The sequence below is a fragment of the Micromonospora sp. NRRL B-16802 genome (assembly GCF_001279555.1).
Lineage (GTDB): Bacteria > Actinomycetota > Actinomycetes > Mycobacteriales > Micromonosporaceae > Micromonospora > Micromonospora profundi.
Genome location: NZ_LGEB01000110.1, coordinates 168,266 through 187,520 on the forward strand (window position 1 = coordinate 168,266; position 19,255 = coordinate 187,520).

The 19,255-nt window shown below is 70.6% G+C and carries 18 protein-coding genes; 13 read left to right on the forward strand and 5 right to left on the reverse strand.

Annotated elements, in window-relative coordinates:
* Nucleotides 1-12 precede the first annotated feature (12 nt).
* Nucleotides 13-375, forward strand: a complete 363-nt coding sequence (locus ADK66_RS27715; protein WP_030337500.1) for a PH domain-containing protein — start codon at nt 13-15, stop codon at nt 373-375.
* A gap of 215 nt (nt 376-590) precedes the next feature.
* A complete protein-coding gene (locus ADK66_RS27720) occupies nt 591-1,325 on the forward strand; it encodes a class I SAM-dependent methyltransferase (RefSeq protein WP_053660438.1) in 735 nt (244 codons plus the stop codon).
* Nucleotides 1,326-1,364: 39 nt separating this feature from the next.
* Here the strand turns inward: ADK66_RS27720 and ADK66_RS27725 are convergent, their stop codons facing one another.
* Nucleotides 1,365-1,691, reverse strand: coding sequence for a hypothetical protein (locus tag ADK66_RS27725; protein ID WP_053660440.1), 327 nt, complete (start codon nt 1,689-1,691; stop codon nt 1,365-1,367).
* A gap of 79 nt (nt 1,692-1,770) precedes the next feature.
* On the opposite strand from ADK66_RS27725, the gene ADK66_RS27730 reads away from it, so the two are divergent.
* From ADK66_RS27730 to ADK66_RS27740, 3 genes are all read left to right on the forward strand, one after another.
* Nucleotides 1,771-2,145: a VOC family protein gene (locus tag ADK66_RS27730; protein ID WP_053660623.1), complete on the forward strand. Its 375-nt coding sequence runs from the start codon at nt 1,771-1,773 to the stop codon at nt 2,143-2,145.
* A 195-nt stretch (nt 2,146-2,340) separates the two neighbouring features.
* Nucleotides 2,341-3,555, forward strand: a complete 1,215-nt coding sequence (locus ADK66_RS27735; RefSeq protein ID WP_053660442.1) for a PP2C family protein-serine/threonine phosphatase — start codon at nt 2,341-2,343, stop codon at nt 3,553-3,555.
* Nucleotides 3,556-3,654: 99 nt separating this feature from the next.
* Nucleotides 3,655-4,524 (forward strand): AraC family transcriptional regulator, encoded by an 870-nt coding sequence (locus ADK66_RS27740; RefSeq protein WP_053660445.1) that lies wholly within the window; start codon nt 3,655-3,657, stop codon nt 4,522-4,524.
* An 85-nt stretch (nt 4,525-4,609) separates the two neighbouring features.
* On the opposite strand, the gene ADK66_RS27745 is transcribed toward ADK66_RS27740, so the two are convergent.
* Nucleotides 4,610-5,119 carry a GNAT family N-acetyltransferase gene (locus ADK66_RS27745; RefSeq protein ID WP_053660447.1) on the reverse strand — a complete coding sequence of 170 codons (510 nt, stop codon included), beginning with the start codon at nt 5,117-5,119 and terminating at the stop codon, nt 4,610-4,612.
* A 634-nt stretch (nt 5,120-5,753) separates the two neighbouring features.
* Here ADK66_RS27745 and ADK66_RS27750 point away from each other — a divergent pair.
* On the forward strand, nt 5,754-6,566 hold the full coding sequence (locus tag ADK66_RS27750) for an ice-binding family protein (protein WP_255353060.1): 813 nt from the start codon (nt 5,754-5,756) through the stop codon (nt 6,564-6,566).
* Nucleotides 6,567-6,975: 409 nt separating this feature from the next.
* On the opposite strand, the gene ychF is transcribed toward ADK66_RS27750, so the two are convergent.
* The 3 genes from ychF to ADK66_RS27765 form a co-directional block, all read right to left on the reverse strand.
* Nucleotides 6,976-8,061 (reverse strand): redox-regulated ATPase YchF, encoded by a 1,086-nt coding sequence (gene ychF / locus ADK66_RS27755; protein WP_053660625.1) that lies wholly within the window; start codon nt 8,059-8,061, stop codon nt 6,976-6,978.
* Nucleotides 8,062-8,153: 92 nt separating this feature from the next.
* Nucleotides 8,154-8,888, reverse strand: a complete 735-nt coding sequence (locus tag ADK66_RS27760; RefSeq protein ID WP_053660449.1) for a peptidase E — start codon at nt 8,886-8,888, stop codon at nt 8,154-8,156.
* Nucleotides 8,889-9,028: 140 nt separating this feature from the next.
* Nucleotides 9,029-9,535, reverse strand: a complete 507-nt coding sequence (locus ADK66_RS27765) for a hypothetical protein (RefSeq protein WP_053660451.1) — start codon at nt 9,533-9,535, stop codon at nt 9,029-9,031.
* A 135-nt stretch (nt 9,536-9,670) separates the two neighbouring features.
* Between ADK66_RS27765 and ADK66_RS27770 the strand changes: the two genes are divergently transcribed.
* The 7 genes from ADK66_RS27770 to valS all read left to right on the forward strand — a co-directional run bounded on the left by ADK66_RS27770 (nt 9,671) and on the right by valS (nt 19,200).
* The gene (locus ADK66_RS27770; RefSeq protein ID WP_053660454.1) at nt 9,671-10,180 is read left to right on the forward strand and encodes a SigE family RNA polymerase sigma factor; all 510 of its coding nucleotides are present in this window, start codon (nt 9,671-9,673) and stop codon (nt 10,178-10,180) included.
* Nucleotides 10,177-10,665 (forward strand): hypothetical protein, encoded by a 489-nt coding sequence (locus ADK66_RS31105; RefSeq protein ID WP_082377704.1) that lies wholly within the window; start codon nt 10,177-10,179, stop codon nt 10,663-10,665. The genes ADK66_RS27770 and ADK66_RS31105 overlap by 4 nt, the downstream gene beginning before the upstream one ends.
* 140 nt (nt 10,666-10,805) lie before the next feature.
* The gene (locus ADK66_RS27775) at nt 10,806-12,314 is read left to right on the forward strand and encodes a DNA-3-methyladenine glycosylase 2 family protein (protein WP_053660456.1); all 1,509 of its coding nucleotides are present in this window, start codon (nt 10,806-10,808) and stop codon (nt 12,312-12,314) included.
* Nucleotides 12,311-12,820 (forward strand): methylated-DNA--[protein]-cysteine S-methyltransferase, encoded by a 510-nt coding sequence (locus tag ADK66_RS27780; RefSeq protein WP_053660458.1) that lies wholly within the window; start codon nt 12,311-12,313, stop codon nt 12,818-12,820. The genes ADK66_RS27775 and ADK66_RS27780 overlap by 4 nt, the downstream gene beginning before the upstream one ends.
* A gap of 37 nt (nt 12,821-12,857) precedes the next feature.
* The gene (locus ADK66_RS27785; RefSeq protein ID WP_053660460.1) at nt 12,858-14,699 is read left to right on the forward strand and encodes an ABC transporter ATP-binding protein; all 1,842 of its coding nucleotides are present in this window, start codon (nt 12,858-12,860) and stop codon (nt 14,697-14,699) included.
* Nucleotides 14,696-16,579 carry an ABC transporter ATP-binding protein gene (locus tag ADK66_RS27790; RefSeq protein ID WP_053660462.1) on the forward strand — a complete coding sequence of 628 codons (1,884 nt, stop codon included), beginning with the start codon at nt 14,696-14,698 and terminating at the stop codon, nt 16,577-16,579. Before ADK66_RS27785 ends, ADK66_RS27790 begins: the two co-directional genes overlap by 4 nt.
* A gap of 56 nt (nt 16,580-16,635) precedes the next feature.
* Complete coding sequence (gene valS / locus ADK66_RS27795) at nt 16,636-19,200, forward strand: valine--tRNA ligase (RefSeq protein ID WP_053660627.1); 2,565 nt, start codon at nt 16,636-16,638, stop codon at nt 19,198-19,200.
* Nucleotides 19,201-19,255: the final 55 nt, after the last annotated feature.

Below are 19,255 nucleotides of genomic sequence, written 5' to 3' on the forward strand. Positions count from 1 at the left end.
AGCCTGGAACACATGGCGAACATCGCGTACGACCGCAAAGAGCAGGTCCAGCAGATCGAGAGCGGACTCCTCGAGGGCGAGCAGATCATCGCCGTCTACGACGCCGTGGGCACCGGCACCGGGTTCATCGGGCTGACCGACCGGCGGGTGATCATCCAGGACCGCTCCTTCGTCGGGAAGCGGTTCGCGATCACCAGCATCCCGTACTCGAAGATCACCAGCGTGAGCGTGGTCAGCAACAAGTCCTGGGGCGGGTCGTTCTTCTCCACCGGTGCGATAGCCATCCACGTCGGCACACACACCTACGAGGTGGAGTTCCGTGGCGCACAGAAGAGCCACCACGTACACAACGTGATCCTGCACCACATCTCCTGACCCACACGCGCTGCGGGGCCCGGCCGGCGTAATTGCCTTGCCGGGCCCCGGCCGTCTCTGGTGTCCTCACTCGACAGCCGCCGGAAGGGAGCAGCGACATGCCCAACACGACGAAGTCCCCCGAACCCACCGTCATCCGACTTGAGGAATCGAGACTTCGTGAGCAGACCTGCTCAGAGCACCTGTGACACCCTGACCAACCTCGGAGGCCGCTGATGTCGGTCTTCGATGATCCCGGCCTGTTCGGCCGGCTGTGGGCCGCCGACTACGACAGCGGCGACACCAACCCCGACCCGATGCCCGCCGTCGACTTCCTGGCCGACCTGGCCGACGGTGGCCCGGTCCTCGAACTGGCGATCGGCACCGGCCGGGTCGCACTGCCGCTGGCCGAGCGCGGCCTCACAGTGCACGGCATCGAGGCGTCCGAGGAGATGCTCGCCCAGATGCGTGCCAAGCCCGGCGGCGACCAGATCCCGGTGGTCGTCGGCGACATGGCGGACGTACCGGTGGCCGGTGAGTTCCGGCTCGCGTACCTGATCTTCAACACGCTGTTCAACCTGGTGGACGCCGAGCGGCAGGCGGACTGTTTCCGTAACGTCGCCCGGGTGCTGTCGCCCGGCGGCGCGTTCGTGATCGAGGCGTTCGTGCCCGACCCGCGTGACTTCGACGCCGACGAGCAGGTGCAGGTCCGTGCCGTCACCGAGGATTCGGCGACGATCCGGCTGCACTCCTACGACCGGCCGGCGCAGCGGTTCATCCGGCAGACCATCACGTTTGACGGTGACGGTGTGCACCTGAAGCCGTTCGCCATGCGGTACGCCTGGCCGCACCAGATCGACGAGATGGCGCAGCAGGCAGGGCTGCGGCTCACCGAGCGGTACGCCGACTGGCACCGGCGGCCGTTCGACGCGAGCAGCCCGACGCACATCTCCGTCTACCGCATGCGGTAGTGGCGGTTGGTCGAAGCCGGGCAGGAGAACGTCTGTGGATCAGGCGAGCGGACCGGGAAGCGGCGCTTCCCCCTTCATCGCCTTCTCCATCACATCGACGCGCTGCCGGTGCAGGACGGTGCCGTTCAGTGGTTCGCCCGGCACGTTGATGCAGCGCTGGCCAGGCACGGCATCGCAGACCGGGCAGGCGAGGAACAGCCCCCCGGCCGGCACCAGTTCGACCCCCTGAGCCAGTGCCGCTCTGCCGATCTTGACCAGCGCCCGGTAGAGGTCCTCATCCTGGTGCCGTGCCGCGGCGGCCGCGACATCGTGCATCCCTTCCCAGAACTGCTCGACGGCCCTTGGCTCGTAGATGTCGATACGCACGGCAGCGCATTCCCGTCTGCCGATCGATCAAACATTGACCCGAGCGGCTCCGTCAGACCCGAGGCGCACAATGCCGTGCATGTCTGAACCAACGCCACACGCCCACCACTCCATCGACTACGTGGAGTTCACGGTCACCGACCTCGAGCAGGCCAAGCGCTTCTACGCCAGCGCGTTCGGCTGGCAGTTCAACGACTACGGGCCGGGATACGCCGGCATCCGCAGCCCGCACGGCGAAGCCGCACCCGAGGTGGGCGGTCTGCGTGTGGACCAGGAAGTCCGGGCCGGCGGCCCGCTTGTGCTGCTCTATTCGAGCGACCTCGACCAGTCCGTGCAGGCAGTGAAGGAGGCCTGCGGTCACGTGGTGAACGGGCCGTACGAGTTTCCCGGCGGACGGCGCTTCCACTTCACCGACCCCAGCGGCAACGAACTGGGCGTCTGGTCGGAGCAGTAGCAGCTCAGACGGGCCTTCGCAGCGGCCGAAGGCCAGTTCGGCGATCGTCACCGGATCGCGAGGCCATCCGCGCGGCCGGTTCCGGACTGCCGGCCGGTGCCGCACCTCACCGGGTGCGATGCTGTCCGCTGCCCCGGGTCCAAGCTTGACCCACACGCGACCAGCAACAGCAGACTGCACGGCTAGGATCATCGCGTGGTTTCGACCAGCGGTGTCACGGACGCGGAGCGGTTACGCCGAATTGAGGCCGTGACCGACGCCACGCTGTCCCGGCTCGACGCCGCCGACCTGTTCGACGAGCTGCTCGACCGTGTCCGTGAGCTGCTGCGCGTCGACACCGCCGCCATCCTCCTTCTCGACGTCCACGCCCGGCAGCTTGTCGCGACCGCCGCCAAAGGGCTGGAGGAGGAGGTCCGGCAAGCCTTCCGGGTCTCTGTTGGCCGGGGCTTCGCCGGTCGGATCGCCCTGACCCGCCAGCCGGTGATCATCGAGCACGTCACCGCCCAGCAGGTGATCAATCCGGTCCTGCTGCAAACCGGTGTGAAGTCCCTGCTCGGTGTGCCGGTCTTCGCTCGCGGTGACCTCATCGGCGTCCTGCACGTAGGGACCCTCACGCCACGCCGATTCGTACCGGACGACGTCCGGCTGCTCGAACTCGTCGCCGACCGGATCGGCGTGGCGAACCAGGCCCGTGCACACAGCCTGGACCAGAGCGCCGCTCTCGCTCTGCAACGGAGCCTGCTCCCCACCGAGTTGCCCAAGGTGCCGAACCTGGAGATGGCCGCCCGCTACGTCCCCGGTCACGTCTCCGGCGTGGGCGGCGACTGGTACGACGTCTTCCCCCTACCGTCGGGGTGGTTGGGAGTGGTCATCGGTGACGTGTCGGGGCACGGACTCCAGTCGGCCGTGGTGATGGGCCGGATCCGGAGCGCGCTGCGCGCGTACGCCCTGGTGTCGCACGACCCCGCCGAGGCGCTGACCCTCCTCGATCGCAAGGTCAACCACTTCGAGACAGGCAGCCTCAGCACCGCGCTGTACGCCATGATCTCCCCGGACGGTGCGACCATCAAGGTCTCCCTGGCGGGGCACCTGCGCCCCGTGATGCTCGCGCCTGCGGAGCCCGCCGTCCTGCTTGCCGCCAAGGTCGACCCGCCGCTCGGCATCCGCCACCGGATTCCGCAGCGGCGCACCACGACTGTGGACTTCCCGCCCGGCGCGGTCCTGGTCTGCTACACCGACGGGCTCGTCGAGCGCCGTGGCGAATCGATCGACACCGGCATCGACCGTCTGGCGGCAGCCGTTCCGCTCGAACATGCCGACACCGTCTGCGCCTCAGTCATGGCGACCCTCGACACCGAGAACCCGAACGACGACATCGCCCTGCTTGTCATCCGTCGAACGGCGCCCTGACCGCTCACTGGCCACCACGGGCACCTGATCGGATCGGGCCTCTACGGTCGGGCGGGGCCGGGGCCCGTTCAGCCAAGCTCGATGGCGAAGGGAGGTCTCGTGATCGCGGCACTCAACCGACTTGTCGATCTGGTCGAGAAGCACCTCACCGAGGACGTCGACGTCAACGAACTGGCCAGGTCGCTCGGCACTACCGAATACCACCTGCGCCGGATGTTCTCGTCATTGGCTGGCATGCCGCTGTCGGAGTACGTACGCCGACGCCGCATGACAGTGGCCGCAGCCGACGTCGTACGGGGGGACGGCGATCTGCTGAGCATCGCCGTCCGGCACGGGTACGGCTCGACCGAGGCGTTCGGCCGGGCGTTCCGGGCCGTCCATGGCGCCGGCCCCGGTGACGTCCGCCGCGACGGAGGCCCCCTTCGCACACAACCGCAGCTCAGGTTCCGCCTGACAGTCGAAGGGAGCATCCCCATGGACACTCGTATCGTGGACCGCCCCGCGTTCCGGCTCGCCGGACACGCGACCCGGGTCCCGCTCATCCACGAGGGCGTCAATCCGCACATCCAGCAGCACATCTCCGGCCTGCCGATGGAGGCGCATCTCCGGTTGAAGGCCCTCAGCGACACCGACCCGGCGGGGCTGCTACAGGTGAGCGACAACGTCGAGCCCGACGCCGCCGAGGGCAGCGAACTGACGTACCTGCACGGGGTCGCGGTGTCTCAGGACACGCCGGTCCCCGACGACCTCGACGCCATCGAGGTGCCGGCCGGCAGGTGGGCGGTCTTCCGCAGCGCTGGGCCCTACCCGCAGACGCTCCAGAGCACCTGGGCCGCGACCGCCACCGAGTGGTTCCCGTCCAACCCGTGGCGCCTGCGGCCCGGCCCGTCGATCGTTTCGATAGTGGAGCGTGCGGACGACTTCAGCACCGCGACCTGCGAGCTGTGGCTACCTGTCGAACCGACCTGATCGGATCGGCAGGGCCATCCGGACGGCATCCCGGCCCGTGTGCGTGCTGTCGCAGGCACACGGGCGTCCGGGATCCGGCCGGACGTCACGACTCCGCGGGCGCGACGGGGCCGGCCAGGTCCAGGAACATCACATGCAGCCCCACCAGGCCGTGCTCTGGATGATCGAACGCTTCGGGGACGGTGGCGAGCACCTCGAAGCCCAGCGACCGCCACAGTCGCACGGCCACCTCGTTGGTCTCGACCACAGCGTTGAACTGGATGCTGCGGTATCCGCTGCGCCGCGCCCAGTCGACGACGTGCTCGCCCAGGTGCCGACCGACACCACGGCCCCCGTGCGCCGGATCGACAATGAAACTGGCGGTCGCGACGTGGGCACCACGGCCGGGCCGGTTGGGGCCCATCTTGGCGCTGCCGAGCACTGTCGAACCATCAACCGCGACGACGGTACGCCCCGGCGGAGCTTCCATCCACAGCCCACGAGCCTGGTCCAGAGTGAGATCCTCCGGGTAGGCGTACGAGTGCCCCGCTGCGACGATCTCGATGAAGAAGGGGTAGATCGCAGGCCAGTCGGCGTCCTCGGCGTCACGGATCATCACCGGATGACCGTAGGGCCGCTCGACCGGGCGGGCAACGCGATTCAGCGGCCACCAGTGGAAACGTTGCTCGGCGCCTGCTTACACGGAGTCTCGGGCTTCCATCGTCAGTGGCCAGTTGCCGACGTTCACGATGTCTTGTGCCCCGGTGTGTGCCCCGGACTGGCGGAGCAGACGGTGCCAGGCCCTGGGCGTTCTCGCCTACCCCCTGCCTCCGCAGCCGTTGACCACCGACTTGGCTCGTAGAGCCCTCCTAGCGGCGGGTTGGGGCGTCCAGGGTGGACTCGGCTGACCCGCTCGCGCAGGTGTTTGCAGCGCAGTAGGCGGGGACCCCAGTCAGGCCCTGGGAGGAACCTTAGCAGTTTGGTCCGTTTCGCTACTTCCGCGACCAAAAGATGATGTCGTGGTCAACGCATGATTTCGCACGGTATATACCGTTTTGAGCAGGAAGCGACGCCCGAGACGTCTCCTGCGAGCAGTCCCCACGGGAGGGTGTTCTGTGAAAGTTAAACCCATTCATCGTCTTCGGCGGGCAGCCCTGCCGACGCTCGCGGCTTCCGCGGCTGCCGCCGTGGCCGCCACCTTGCTGCTCCTCAACGGGACCGCCGCCAACGCCTAGGAAGCACAGGTAGGCCTGGGAACGGCCGGCAACTTCTCCGTACTCGCCGGGGCCGAGCCCACCAACACCGGCCCAAGCTTCTTGGCCCAGAACCTCGGGCGATACCCGGGAAACACTGCGTCGGGCTTCGAGACGGCAACCATCGGCGGCGAGATCCACCTCGGCGACGCGGTGGCTCTACAAGCTCAGAGCGACCTGACGACGGCCTTCAATGACGCCGCCGGCCGGACGCCGTTCACCAACCTTCCGGCAGAACTCGGCGGCAACACCCTCAACCCCGGGGTCTACCGGATCGGGGCAGCGCAGCTGACCGGGCCGTTGACGCTCAACGCCCAAGGCGACCCCCAGGCCGTGTTCATCTTCCAGGTCGACTCCGCGCTGACAACGGCGTCAAACAGCAGTGTCGTCCTCATCAATGGCGCTTCGCCCTGCAACGTGTTCTGGAAGATCGGCAGCTCGGCGACGATCGGCACAGAAACCACCTTCGTCGGCACCATCATGGCTCAGGCGTCGATCACGATGGCCACGGGCGCGACTCTCCAAGGCCGCGCGCTGGCTCGAACCGCCGCCGTCACCCTCGACACCAACGTCATCACCGCGCCCTTGTGCGCCGGCCCGACTGGCCCGCCCGGCCCGACTGGCCCACCCGGCCCGACTGGCCCACCCGGTAGTCCCGGTGCGCCAGGAAGTCCCGGCAACAACTCCGGAATCCTGCCAGTAACCGGTAGTAGCCTGGTCCCGGCCATAACGGGCATGGGAAGCGTCATGGTCGCCCTGGGTGGGCTCATGTTCTTCCTCTCCCGGCGTCGTCGAGCACACCAGTCCTGATTGGATGCCCCGAGGGGGCGCGACAGGGGATCGAGCGACGCAACGCGAAGGCAATTGAGGTCGCCGTGGGCACCACGCAATCGGCAACCTGCCATCACTGTCTGCCGTCGGCCCGCCCTCCTGGGGAGTGCCGCCGCCCGGCCCGTCACGTCGAACGGATCTTTACACAGGTTCGGACGCTGGCGGGTCGGGCGGCAGCCTGCTCGGGTCGATGGCAGGCGGGACGAGTCATCGTGCATGTGGACCAGAGGTGGGACTACCGGATCACTGTTCTCGCTTCCGACTTCGCAACCTTCATTCGACAGCTTGTCGATGAATACGATTACGACACGGATAAGAGGACGAGCGCCCCGGACCGATGACGCCTAGCGTCATGCGGTCGGTTCAGGCAGCAGACGTTGGACCGAAATCAGACGTTAAAGCGGAACTCGACCACGTCGCCGTCCTGCATGACGTACTCCTTGCCTTCGATGCGGACCTTGCCCGCCGCCTTGGCCGCCGCCATCGATCCGTGCTCGACCAGGTCGTTGTAGGAGACCACCTCGGCCTTGATGAAGCCGCGCTGGAAGTCGCTGTGGATGACGCCCGCGGCCTCCGGCGCTGTGGCGCCGACCGGGACGGTCCAGGCGCGCGCTTCCTTGGGCCCTGCGGTGAGGTACGTCTGGAGACCGAGGGTACGGAAGCCGACCCGGACGAGCTGGTTGAGGCCGGGCTCGTTCTGCCCGATCGACTCCAGCAGCTCGCGGGCCTCGTCCTCGGGCAGGTCCACCAGCTCGGACTCGATCTTGGCGTCCATGAAGACAGCCTCGGCGGGGGCGACAAGGGCGCGCAGTTCGTCGAGGAACGTCTCGTTTGCCAGTTCGGCCTCGTCGACGTTGAAGACGTACAGGAAGGGCTTGGTGGTGAGCAGGTGCAGCTCGCGCAGGTGCTCCAGCTCGATCTGGGCGGCGGCGGCCCCGGAGTAGAGGGTCGTACCGCCGTCAAGGACCTCGATGGCTGCCTTCGCGGCGGCGACGGCGGCCAGGCGGTCCTTGCGGAGCTTGGCCTCCTTCTCCAACCGCGGCAGCGCCTTGTCGAGGGTCTGGAGGTCGGCGAGGATCAGCTCGGTGTTGATCGTCTCGATGTCGTCGGCCGGGGAGACCTTGCCGTCGACGTGCACCACGTTCGGGTCGGAGAAGGCCCGGACGACCTGGCAGATCGCCGAGGCGTCCCGGATGTTGGCCAGGAAGGCGTTGCCCCGGCCCTGTCCCTTCGACGCGCCGCGCACCAGGCCGGCGATGTCGACGAACGACACCGGGGCGGGCAGCACCTTCTGCGAGGAGAAGATCTCGGCCAGCTTGCCCAGCCGTTCGTCAGGGAGCCCGACCACGCCGACGTTGGGCTCGATGGTGGCGAACGGGTAGTTCGCCGCCAGCACGTCGTTCTTGGTCAGCGCGTTGAAAAGCGTGCTCTTGCCGACGTTGGGCAGGCCGACGATGCCGATGGTGAGACTCACGACGAGCCAGCTTACGCCGGTGCCGACCGGGCGGGTCCAGCCGGCTCCGATTCGGCCGTTAGGACGGCCCAACGATCATGATCGACGGGCTGTCAGCCGATCAGGCGTGGGGCGATGACCGTCTCCTGAACGCTGCCGTCCGTCGAGCGGCTCACCTCGTACGCGGAGACGCCCTCGCGCTCGGCGACCGCCTCAACCAGCTCGGTCCCCCGGTAGACCAGGCCGACGCCGTCATCCGTGCAGTGGCTGGTCGGCAGCGTCCCGTTGCCGACCAGCTCGTGCATCAACGGTCGCCGCTGGGCCTCGCTGTCGTAGTGCACCCCGTTGCCGTACGGGAGCCAGCCCAGCCCGTCGGTGAAGCCGCGCAGCCGCAGCCCGAAGCTGTCGGTGGCGCCGCCCACATGCCAGCAGATCGAGCCGGCGGACACGCCGCCCAGCACCACGCCGGCCTGCCAGCACTCGTGCAGGATCTCGCCGAGGCCGTGCACCCGCCACACCGCCACCAGGTTGGCGACACTGCCACCACCGACCCAGATCACGTCCTGGGCGAGCAGGTGGGCGCGGACGTCGTCGACGTTCGGCATCGGGAACAGCGCGAGGTGCGACGGCCGGAACCGGGTGTCGGCGAACGCGCCGTAGATGGCGGCCAGCGATGTGGGCTGGTCACCGACGGCCTGCCCGAGGTAGCAGATCCGTGGCTGCGGGCCGGCCTCGGCCAGCTCGGCGGCCAACTCGAAGACCGGGCCGGGACGCAGATCCATCGGACCGCGGTCTCCCCGGCTGAAACCCATGCTCGTGGCGAGGATTGTCGGTGCGCTGGCGGGCATGGGCGTCCTTCCGTTGATGCGGTGCCGTGTCCATCCTGCCCCAGCCCGCGACGGGCCGGGCGCGCACCCACACAGCGGCCGGGGCGCACCCGCACAGCGGCCGATCCCGGCACGCGGGCGCGCGATGAGCTGGTGCGGCGTCAGCTCGGCCGCCGCTGGCGGGGCACCACACCCTCGGGCCAGTGCCCCGGCGGCAACTCGTCGAGCGGCCGGTCGGTCGGGGGCAGGTGCGCGGCGGCGGCGCGGGGCAGCGTGAACCGCTCGGGGGCTGCCGGCCCGGCCCACACCGACTCGCGCAGCATCCAGCGCACCTCGTCGGCCGTCCAGCCCAGCCCGGGTCGGGCGGCGATCTCGCGGACCAGCCGCCGGCCGGGCCGGGTGTCGTCGTCGTAGAACCGCATGCACCAGTGGTGCGTCCACATGCCGAGTGCGCGTAGGCCCGCGTCGTCGAGCGACCGCACCAGCCGGCCGCAAGCAGTGTCGGCGAACGCCTGCTCGGGGTCGGCGGCCCGGTCCCGCTCGATGGCGCCGACGGCGGCCGGCGCGACGGCCCGCATCCGGCGGTAGAAGGACTGCACGACGGCCCGGGGCAGCGGCGGGAAAGCGCCAGGTGTCGACGCCGCCGCCCGATCCGCCACGCTCGCCATCGCCGTACCCCTTCTTGAGTTGGTGGCCGGACGTTACCCGCCACGACCGACACTTTCGGACGGACGACTCCGTCGAACGTGGATAGCGGCGAAGAGCTGGGGCGTCTGTAGAGGTGACAACGAAAGGGGGTGGTTGTGGACGAGGACGAACGACTCCGGCTGGCCGAGTTCGTCAGCAGCCGGACTCCGGCGCTGATGCGGGTCGCGTACCTGTTGACCGGGGACCGAACCGCAGCCGAGGACCTCCTGCAGTCGGCGCTCGCGCGAGCCATCCCGAGATGGGGAACCATCCGCCACACCGACCCCGAGGGGTACCTGCGCGTGGTGATGTACCGCCAGCAGATCAGCTGGTGGCGACGTCTGCGTCGGTGGCGGGAGACGCCGCTCAACCCGGCGGACGAGCCGGTCGGCGCCGACCCGAGCGGTGGGTCGGACGTGCGGTTGGCGATGCGCGCCGCGCTGCGGCACCTACCGCCGGCCCAACGGGCGGTGGTGGTGCTGCGCTACTACGAGGACCTGCCCGAGGCCCGGGTCGCCGAACTGCTCGGCTGCTCGGTGGGCACCGTGCGCAGCCGTACCCACCGGGCGGTCACCCGGCTGCGGGAGTTGCTGCCGGAGATCGAACTGCTGGAGGTACGGCGATGACCGATCCCTTCGAGCACCTCATCCGCTCCACCCTCACCGACCTGGCCGAGGAGGCACCGATCGTGCATGACCAGTTGAGCCGAGCGGAACGGCGGGTACGCAGGCAGCGTCGCGCCACTGTGACGATGGGGGCGGTGGGCACCGTGGCCGCCATCCTGATCGCGGCACCCATCGCCCTCGCCGCTACCGGCTCGGAGCAGCCCCGACCCGCCGCGCCCAGCCCGGTCGGCCCGGCTGCCGAGCCGCCCACCGCGCCCGGGCCGCCCGGCGTGCCGGCTCATCCAACCGCGAAACCAACTGACGTTCCCGCCGCGCCCGGCGTACCCAGTTCGGGTCGACCGACCGACGCGCCGGCCCCACCACCGCCCGACAGCCCGGCGGGACCGCCCGACAGCCCGCCCGGCGCGCCGGGCCGCCCGGCGGGACCTCCGCCGCCGGGAGTTCCGACCGCCAGTGCGAACGCGCCCGGGCAGCCAGCCCGCTGAGCTGCTTCCGGCCGGTCAGTCCGAGTACCGCTCGGGCCTGACCGGCCGGACCGCTTCGTCGACGGCGCTGCTCCCCCAGCCCACAGCCAGGTCCGATTCCCGCCAGCCGATGCCCACCCGGGAGGGGCATCATCGGTGGCGTGGAGATGGACTTCGAGCGGTGCTACCGGGCCGTGGACAGCCGTGACCAGCGGTTCGACGGCTGGTTCTATACCGGCGTGACGTCCACCGGCATCTACTGCCGGCCGTCCTGTCCGGCGACCACACCCAAGCGACAGAACGTCCGTTTCTTCCCGTCCGCAGCGGCGGCGCAGGGTGCCGGGCTGCGCGCCTGCCGCCGCTGCCGACCCGACGCCGCGCCCGGCTCCCCCGAGTGGGACGTCCGCGCCGACGTGGTCGGTAGGGCGATGCGGCTGATCGCCGACGGGGTCGTGGATCGCGACGGCGTACCGGGCTTGGCCGTCCGTCTCGGCTACACCGAGCGGCACCTGCACCGGATGCTGCGCGCCGAGATGGGCGCCGGGCCGCTCGCGCTGGCCCGGGCGCAGCGGGCGCAGACCGCCCGGATCCTGATCGAGACGACCGACCTGGGAATGACCGAGGTCGCGTTCGCCGCGGGCTTCGGCAGCGTGCGGCAGTTCAACGACACGATCCGAGAGGTGTACGCGAGCGCACCCTCGGGCCTGCGCACGGCCCGGGGCCGGCCCGAGCTGGCGACCGGGGCGGGAACGATCACACTCCGGCTGGCGTACCGACCGCCGTTGCACGCCCGGGCGCTCCTGGACTTCCTGGCGGTACGGGCGCTGCCTGGGGTCGACGAGGTGCGCGACGGGACGTACCACAGGGGTTTGCGGTTGCCGCACGGCTCCGGCCAGGTGGCGCTGACCCCGGCGGACGGGTACGTGGCGGCGACACTGCGCCTGACCGACATGCGTGACCTGGCGCCGGCGGTCGCCCGCTGCCGCCGGCTGCTCGACCTGGACGCGGACCCGACAGCAGTGGACGCCGCACTGGCGGCGGACCCGGCGCTGGCCCCGGTGGTGGCGGCGGAGCCAGGCATCCGGCTCCCCCGGTCGGTAGACGGCTTCGAGATGGCCGTACGCGCCATCGTCGGCCAACAGGTCTCGGTCACCAGCGCCCGCACCACAGTGACTCGCCTACTCCTAGCCGCCCGCCCTCTCCCTCGGCCCGGTGATCATGAGGTTGACGGGCCGGATGGAGATCGAACCCCCCGCCAACCTCATGATCATCGCGGCGGGGAGGCCGGTGGGGAGTCCGGTGGGGGGTTTCTTGGGGCTGAGGAGATTCTGGAGCTGCCGGACTCGGCATTTGGGATGCCTGTTCGGCGGCGGGAGACGATCCGTGGGCTGGCTCGGGCGGTTGTCGACGGGACGGTGGACCTCGCGCCCGGGGGCGACCGGGAGGAGACGGTCCGGCAGTTGCTCGCGCTTCCCGGCATCGGCCCGTGGACAGCGAACTACCTGGCCATGCGCGCCCTCGGCGACCCGGACGTCCTGCTCGACACGGATCTCGCGGTCCGGCGGGGCGCCGCCGCGCTCGGCCTGCCCGACACCACCCTTGCCGCCCACGCCGAACGCTGGCGGCCCTGGCGGTCCTACGCCACGATCAGACTCTGGAGAGCGGCATGAGCATCGACAGCACCGTACTGAGCACACCGACCGGCCCGTTGAGCATCCTCGCCGGCCCGGACGGCGACGTCCTGGCGGCCGGCTTCACACCGGACCCTGCGGCCCTGCTGCCCCTGATCCACCCGACCCTGCGCGCACCGCTGCGGCAGCGCACCGACCTCGGGCCCGTCACCGCCGCCGTCCGCTCCTACCTCGATGGTGACCTCGCCGCCATCGACGCCGTCCCGGTGCGGCAGCACACGGCAGGCGTGTTCATGGCCCACGCCTGGCAGGTGCTGCGTTCGGTCCCGGCCGGCACCCCGGTCACCTACACCGGGTACGCGGCGCTGGCCGGCCGCCCACCGGCGGTACGGGCCGCCGCGGCTGCCTGCGCCCGCAACGCGGCGGCGCTTTTCGTGCCCTGTCACCGGGTCCTGCGTACCGACGGCACGCTCGGTGGCTACCGCTGGGGGCTTGACGTGAAGAGGTGGCTACTCGGTCACGAGCAGCGATTGACAACAAACTGACAGCAACATCGACAGATATTGACGCTACCGTCGGGTAGTGCCTGTGGAGAGCGACGGCGACCCGGCCGCCCGGGCCGCCTCGGGCACCCACCCCGTGCACAACCTCTGGCGGCTGCGCCGCTACCTGCGCCCGTACGCCGCCGAGTTCGCCTGGCTGCTTGTCGCAGGGCTCGCGGGCACGGCCGCAGGGATCGCCGTACCCCTCGTGGTGCAGCGAGTGGTGGACGGGCCGATAGCCCGCCACGAGCCCGCCGGCCTGCTCCAGCTCGGCGGCCTGGCGCTGCTGCTCGGCGTGGCCGAGGCGGTGCTCATCTTCGTCCGCCGCTGGGTGCAGTCGTCCTCGGCGGTGGGCATGGAGGCGACCCTGCGCGCCGACGTCTACGCCCACCTGCAACGGCTGCCGGCGAGCTTCCACGACCGCTGGCAGTCCGGCCAACTGCTCTCCCGGATCACCAGCGACCTGTCGGTGATCCGCCGGTTCCTCTCGTTCGGTGTGTTCTTCCTGGTGCTGAACCTGGCCACCTACGTGGTGGTGGTGCTGCTGCTGATCCGCCTGCACGCCGCGCTCGGGCTGCTTGTCGCGGCCAGCGCGGTGCCACTGCTGCTGATCGCCCGACGGTTCGGCAGGCACTACCACACCGCGTCCCGCCGGATGCAGGATCAACAGGGCGATGTGGCGACGCTCGTCGAAGAGACCGCGCAGGGTCTGCGCACCATGAAGGCGTACGGCCGGGGGCCCGAACTTGCCGCCCGTTTCACCGCCGGCGCCCGGACCCTGCACGACACGGGCATCGGCAAGGGCCGGCTGCTGGCCAACACCGCGGCGCTGCTCGACCTGGTGCCCAACGTGACGCTCGGCGTGGTGCTGGTGGCCGGGGCGGCCGCCGCCGCGCGGGGTGTGCTCACCATCGGCGAGCTTGTCGCGTTCGCGAGCCTCCAGCTGATGCTCATCTGGCCGGTGCAGTCATTGGGCTGGATCATCGCTAACGGTCAGGAGGCGGCGACCGCCGCCGACCGGATCCAGGAGGTGCTGGACACCCCACCGCAGATCGTGGACGCGCCCGAGGCGCTCACGTTGCCCCGCGACGCGGTACGCGGAAGGCTCCGCTTCGAACGCGTCTCCTTCTGCTATCCGGACGCCGCCGCGCCGGTGCTGAGCGAGATCGACCTGACCATCGAGCCGGGCGAGACGCTGGCCCTGGTGGGCGCCACCGGCTGCGGCAAGAGCACGCTGCTCTCCCTCGTGCCCCGGATGCACGAGGTGACCGGCGGCCGGATCACAGTGGACGGGCACGACCTGCGTGACCTCCGGCTGGCCTCGCTGCGTCGACTGGTCGGCGTGGCGTTCGAGGAACCCACGCTGTTCTCGATGTCGGTGCGGGAGAACCTCACACTGGGCCGCCCGGACGCCGACGACGACGAGATCCGCGCCGCCCTCGCGCTCGCCCAGGCCGACTTCGCGTACGACCTGCCGTGGGGGTTGGCCACGCGCGTGGGTGAGCAGGGACTGTCGCTGTCCGGCGGTCAACGCCAGCGGCTGGCGCTGGCCAGGGCGGTGCTGGGCCGACCGGCGCTGCTGGTGCTCGACGACCCGCTGTCCGCCCTGGACGTGCACACCGAGGCGCTTGTCGAGGCGGCGCTGCGGCAGGTCCTGCGCACCACCACCGCGCTGCTTGTGGTGCACCGGCCGTCGACGATCTCGCTTGCCGACCGCGTCGCGCTGCTCGACGGCGGCCGGATCGTCGCTGTCGGCCGACATTCCCAACTGCTGGCCACAGTGCCCGCGTACCGGGCGCTGCTCGCCGCCGAGCCACCAACGGGCGGAGGCGAGGGGTCCAACTCCCCCACCTCCGACGGGTGGGGTCTGGTGCGCTCGTGACAGTGCCGCAGCAGGCAGGCCCACCGCCGGAGGAGCAGGAGCCTGAGCTGACGCGCTGGCGCGGCACGGCCACCGATCCGGAGGCCGATCGCAGCCAGGCCGAGGAGAGCACCCCTGAGGCGGTGGCACGGCTGCGCCGGCACAGTCGGGCACTCCTGGCCGACCTGCTCCGCCCGCACCGGCGGTGGCTGGCCGCCGCGGTCGGCCTGCTGCTGGCCCAGAACGCCGCCGCGATGGCCGGGCCGTACCTGGTGATGCTCGGCATCGACCGGGGCATCGGGCCGTTGCGGGCCGGGGACGCCGGGCCGCTCGCCGCCGTCGCCGCCGCGTTCGCGGTCGCCGCGGTGACCGAGTACGCGGCCCGCCGCGGGTTCCTGACCCTCTCCGCCCGGATCGGCCAGGCCGTCCTACTGGACCTGCGGCAGCGGGTGTTCGGGCACTTCCTGCGGCTGTCGGTGGGCTTCCACGAGCGCTACACCTCCGGCCGGATGGTCTCCCGGCTCACCAGCGACCTGGACTCGATCGCCGAACTCGTCGACGGCGGCATCGACAGTCTGGTGCTGGCCGCGCTGTCGATCCTGTCGGTGGCCGCCATCCTGCTCTGGATGGACCTGCCGCTGGCGGCGGTGACGCTGTTCGCGTTCCCGTTCCTGTTCGTGCTGTCCCGCTGGTTCGCGCGGGCGTCGGCCGGCGCGTACCGGCGGACCCGGGAGGCGGTCGCGCTTGTCATCGTGCACTTCGTCGAGTCCATGCGGGGCATCCGGGCGGTGCAGACGTTCCGCCGGGAGCCGCGCAACCAGCGGATCTTCGTGGCGCTCGGCGACGACTACAGACGTTCCAGCCTGCACGCGTTCCGGCTGATCGCCACGTACTCCCCGGCGATCAAGCTGATCGGCAACGTGACGATCGCTGTGGTGCTCTGCTACGGCGGCTGGCGGGTGCTCGGCGGGCACACGGAGGTCGGGGTGCTCGCCGCGTTCCTGCTGTACCTGCGCCGCTTCTTCGAGCCGATGCAGGAGCTGAGCCAGTTCTACAACTCGCTCCAGTCGGCCACCGCCGCGTTGGAGAAGCTGGCCGGGGTGCTCGACGAGCGGCCCGCCGTCGCCGAGCCCACCCGGCCGGTTCCGCTGCCGGCCGGCCGCGGCCGAGGGGAGCTGACCTTCCGGGCGGTCTCGTTCGGCTACCTGGCCGGCACCCCGATCCTCGACAGGTTGGACCTGACAGTGCCGGCCGGGCAGACGGTCGCGCTGATCGGGCCCACCGGCGCCGGCAAGTCGACAATCGCCAAGCTGGTCGCCCGGTTCCACGACCCGGACACCGGCACGGTACGCCTCGACGGGGTCGACCTGCGCGACGTGGGCGACGCCGACCTGCGTCGCGCGGTGGTGCTTGTCACCCAGGAGAACCACCTGTTCAGCGGCACCGTCGCGGAGAACATCCGGTTCGGTCGCCCGGACGCCGACGACGCCGAGGTCCAGGCCGCCGCGCAGGCCATCGGCGCGCACGAGTTCATCGCCGCGCTTCCCGACGGGTACGCCACGCAGGTACACAGGCGCGGCGGCCGGCTCTCCGCCGGGCAGCGGCAGCTCGTCGCGTTCGCCCGGGCGTTCCTGGCCGACCCGACAGTGCTGATCCTGGACGAGGCGACGTCCTCGCTGGACGTGCCGACCGAACGGCTCGTGCAGCGGGCACTCGGCACCATCCTGCGGGAACGGACCGCCCTGGTGATCGCGCACCGCCTCTCCACAGTGGAGACCGCCGACCGGGTACTCGTCCTCGACGGCGGACGTCTCGTCGAGGACGGCCCGCCCGCCGTGCTGGCCGAGGCCGGCGGCCGGTACGCGGCCCTGCACCGGCAGTGGCGCGACTCGCTGGTCTGAGCCCGGTGCTGCGCAACTACGTGGCCCGGCACCCTCGCGGTGCCTACGATCGCAGGATGACCGATACGGCGAGGACCGCCCGCGCCGGCGTCCCCGAGCGTCCGACTTTGGACGGGCTCGAGGAGAGCTGGGCGCGCCGCTGGCAGGAGGAGGGCACGTACGCGTTCGACCGCTCGAAGAAGCGCGCCGACGTGTACGCCATCGACACCCCGCCGCCGACCGTATCGGGCGAGCTGCACATGGGGCACGTCTTCTCGTACACGCACACCGACACGGTCGCCCGCTACCAGCGGATGCGCGGCAAGGCGGTCTTCTACCCGATGGGCTGGGACGACAACGGCCTGCCCACCGAGCGTCGCGTGCAGAACGTCTACGGGGTGCGCTGCGATCCGGCGCTGCCGTACGACCCTGTGTGGCGGCCACCGGCGACGCCTGTCGACGACGCGGCACGCCGGGACCCCACTCCCATCTCGCGGCGCAACTTCATCGAGTTGTGCGAGCGGTTGACGGTCGCCGACGAGCAGGTCTTCGAGGCGCTGTGGCGGCGGCTCGGGCTCTCGGTGGACTGGTCGTTGACGTACACGACGATCGGCAGGGTGGCCCGCGCGACAAGTCAGCGGGCGTTCGTGCGCAACCTGCTGCGCGGTGAGGCGTACCAGGCGGAGGCGCCGACGCTGTGGGACGTCGGCTTCGCCACCGCCGTCGCCCAGGCGGAGCTGGAGGACCGGGAGCGCCCCGGCGCCTACCACCGGCTGCGGTTCAGCGGCCCGGCCGGGCGTGAGGTGCTCATCGACACCACCCGACCCGAGTTGCTGCCGGCCTGCGTGGCGCTGGTCTGCCACCCCGACGACGAGCGGTACGCCGACCTGGTCGGCGGCACGGTGCGCAGCCCGCTGTTCGACGTCGAGGTGCCGGTGCACGCCCACCCGCTCGCCGACCCCGCGAAGGGCACCGGCGTCGCCATGGTCTGCACGTTCGGCGACCTGAGCGATGTGACGTGGTGGCGCGAGCTGCGGTTGGACACCCGTGTGGTGATCGGCCGGGACGGTCGTCTGCTTCCCGAGCCGCCGGCCGGTGTGCCGGCGCAGCCGTACGCGGCGCTGGCCGGGCAGACCGTCAACGGCGCCCGCCGGGAGATCGTCGGGATGCTCGCCGACGCGGGTGACCTGATCGGCGAGCCCCGCCCGATCACGCACCCGGTGAAATTCTACGAACGCGGCGACCGGCCGCTGGAGATCGTGTCGACCCGACAGTGGTATCTGCGCAACGGCGGCCGGGATGCTGAGCTGCGGGCGACGCTGCTGGCCCGGGGTGGGGAGCTGCGCTGGGTGCCGGCGCACATGAAGCACCGCTACGACCACTGGGTGGGCGGCCTGACCGGGGACTGGCTGGTCAGCCGCCAGCGTTTCTTCGGTGTGCCGGTGCCTGTGTGGTACCGGCTCGACGACGCTGGCGAGCCGGACTGGTCCCACCCTCTCACGCCGGACGAGTCGGCGCTGCCGGTCGATCCGTCCAGTGATCCGGCACCCGGCTACGACGAGTCACAGCGCGGCCAGCCCGGCGGTTTCGTCGGCGACCCGGACGTGCTGGACACCTGGGCCACCTCGTCGCTGACCCCGCAGATCGTCGGCGGTTGGGAGACCGACCCGGCGCTGTTCGCGCAGGTCTTCCCGATGGACCTCCGTCCGCAGGGGCAGGAGATCATCCGGACCTGGCTCTTCTCCAGCGTGGTCCGCTCGCACTTCGAGCACGGGGTGCTGCCCTGGCGGGACACGGTGCTCTCGGGTTGGATCCTCGACCCGGACCGCAAGAAGATGGCCAAGTCCAAAGGGAACGTGGTCACACCTCTGGCGCTGCTGGAGCAGCACGGCTCGGACGCTGTCCGCTACTGGGCGGCAAGCGGCAAACCCGGCATGGACCTCGCCTTCGACCCCGCGCAGATCAAGGTCGGCCGACGGCTGGCCACCAAGCTGCTCAACGCGTCGAAGTTCGCCCTCGGGCTGGGCGCCGCCGACGCGTTGCGCGCCCCGGCGACCACCGCGCTGGACCGCGCCATGCTCGCCGAACTGGCCACCGTGGTCACCGCCGCGGGCACCGCCTTCGACGCGTACGACCACACTGCCGCGTTGCAGGTGACCGAGGCGTTCTTCTGGCGGTTCTGCGACGACTACATCGAGTTGGTGAAGGAGCGCGCGTACGGCACGGGCGCGGCTGCCGACTCGGCACGGGCGGCTCTGGCCTCGGCGCTGTCGGTGCAACTGCGGCTGTTCGCCCCTGTGCTGCCGTACGTCACCGAGGAGGTCTGGTCGTGGTGGCGGTACGGGTCGGTGCACCGGGCGCCGTGGCCCACCACGTACGAGGTGGCGTCGACGATCGAAGGTGCGGGCGATCCGGCGCTGCTGCGGCTGGCCGGCGACGCGCTGAGCCAGGTGCGACGGGCCAAGTCGGAGCGGAAGCTGTCGATGAAGGCTGAGGTGCCGCTGGCCGAGGCGCTCGGCCCTGCCGACCTGTTGGAACAGCTCACGCTTGTCGCCGACGACCTGCGCGCGGCCGGTCGGATCGGCAAGCTCGACCTGCTGCCCGACCGCACCCCGGAACTCGTCATCGCCTGCGCCTTCTGACCTGCAAGGAAGGGCCCCCTGTTAACGCCTGGTGCATAAAAGGGGGCCCTTCCTA

What these genes read in the sequence shown, in the direction of transcription:
- ADK66_RS27780 (WP_053660458.1), top strand. Translation starts at nt 12,311, where the DNA reads ATGAGCATCGACAGCACCGTACTGAGCACACCGACCGGCCCGTTGAGC.
- valS (WP_053660627.1), top strand. Translation starts at nt 16,636, where the DNA reads ATGACCGATACGGCGAGGACCGCCCGCGCCGGCGTCCCCGAGCGTCCG.
- ADK66_RS27715 (WP_030337500.1), top strand. Translation starts at nt 13, where the DNA reads ATGGCGAACATCGCGTACGACCGCAAAGAGCAGGTCCAGCAGATCGAG.
- ADK66_RS27745 (WP_053660447.1), bottom strand. Translation starts at nt 5,119, where the DNA reads ATGATCCGTGACGCCGAGGACGCCGACTGGCCTGCGATCTACCCCTTC.
- ADK66_RS27720 (WP_053660438.1), top strand. Translation starts at nt 591, where the DNA reads ATGTCGGTCTTCGATGATCCCGGCCTGTTCGGCCGGCTGTGGGCCGCC.
- ADK66_RS27765 (WP_053660451.1), bottom strand. Translation starts at nt 9,535, where the DNA reads ATGGCGAGCGTGGCGGATCGGGCGGCGGCGTCGACACCTGGCGCTTTC.
- ADK66_RS27730 (WP_053660623.1), top strand. Translation starts at nt 1,771, where the DNA reads ATGTCTGAACCAACGCCACACGCCCACCACTCCATCGACTACGTGGAG.
- ADK66_RS27760 (WP_053660449.1), bottom strand. Translation starts at nt 8,888, where the DNA reads ATGCCCGCCAGCGCACCGACAATCCTCGCCACGAGCATGGGTTTCAGC.
- ADK66_RS31105 (WP_082377704.1), top strand. Translation starts at nt 10,177, where the DNA reads ATGACCGATCCCTTCGAGCACCTCATCCGCTCCACCCTCACCGACCTG.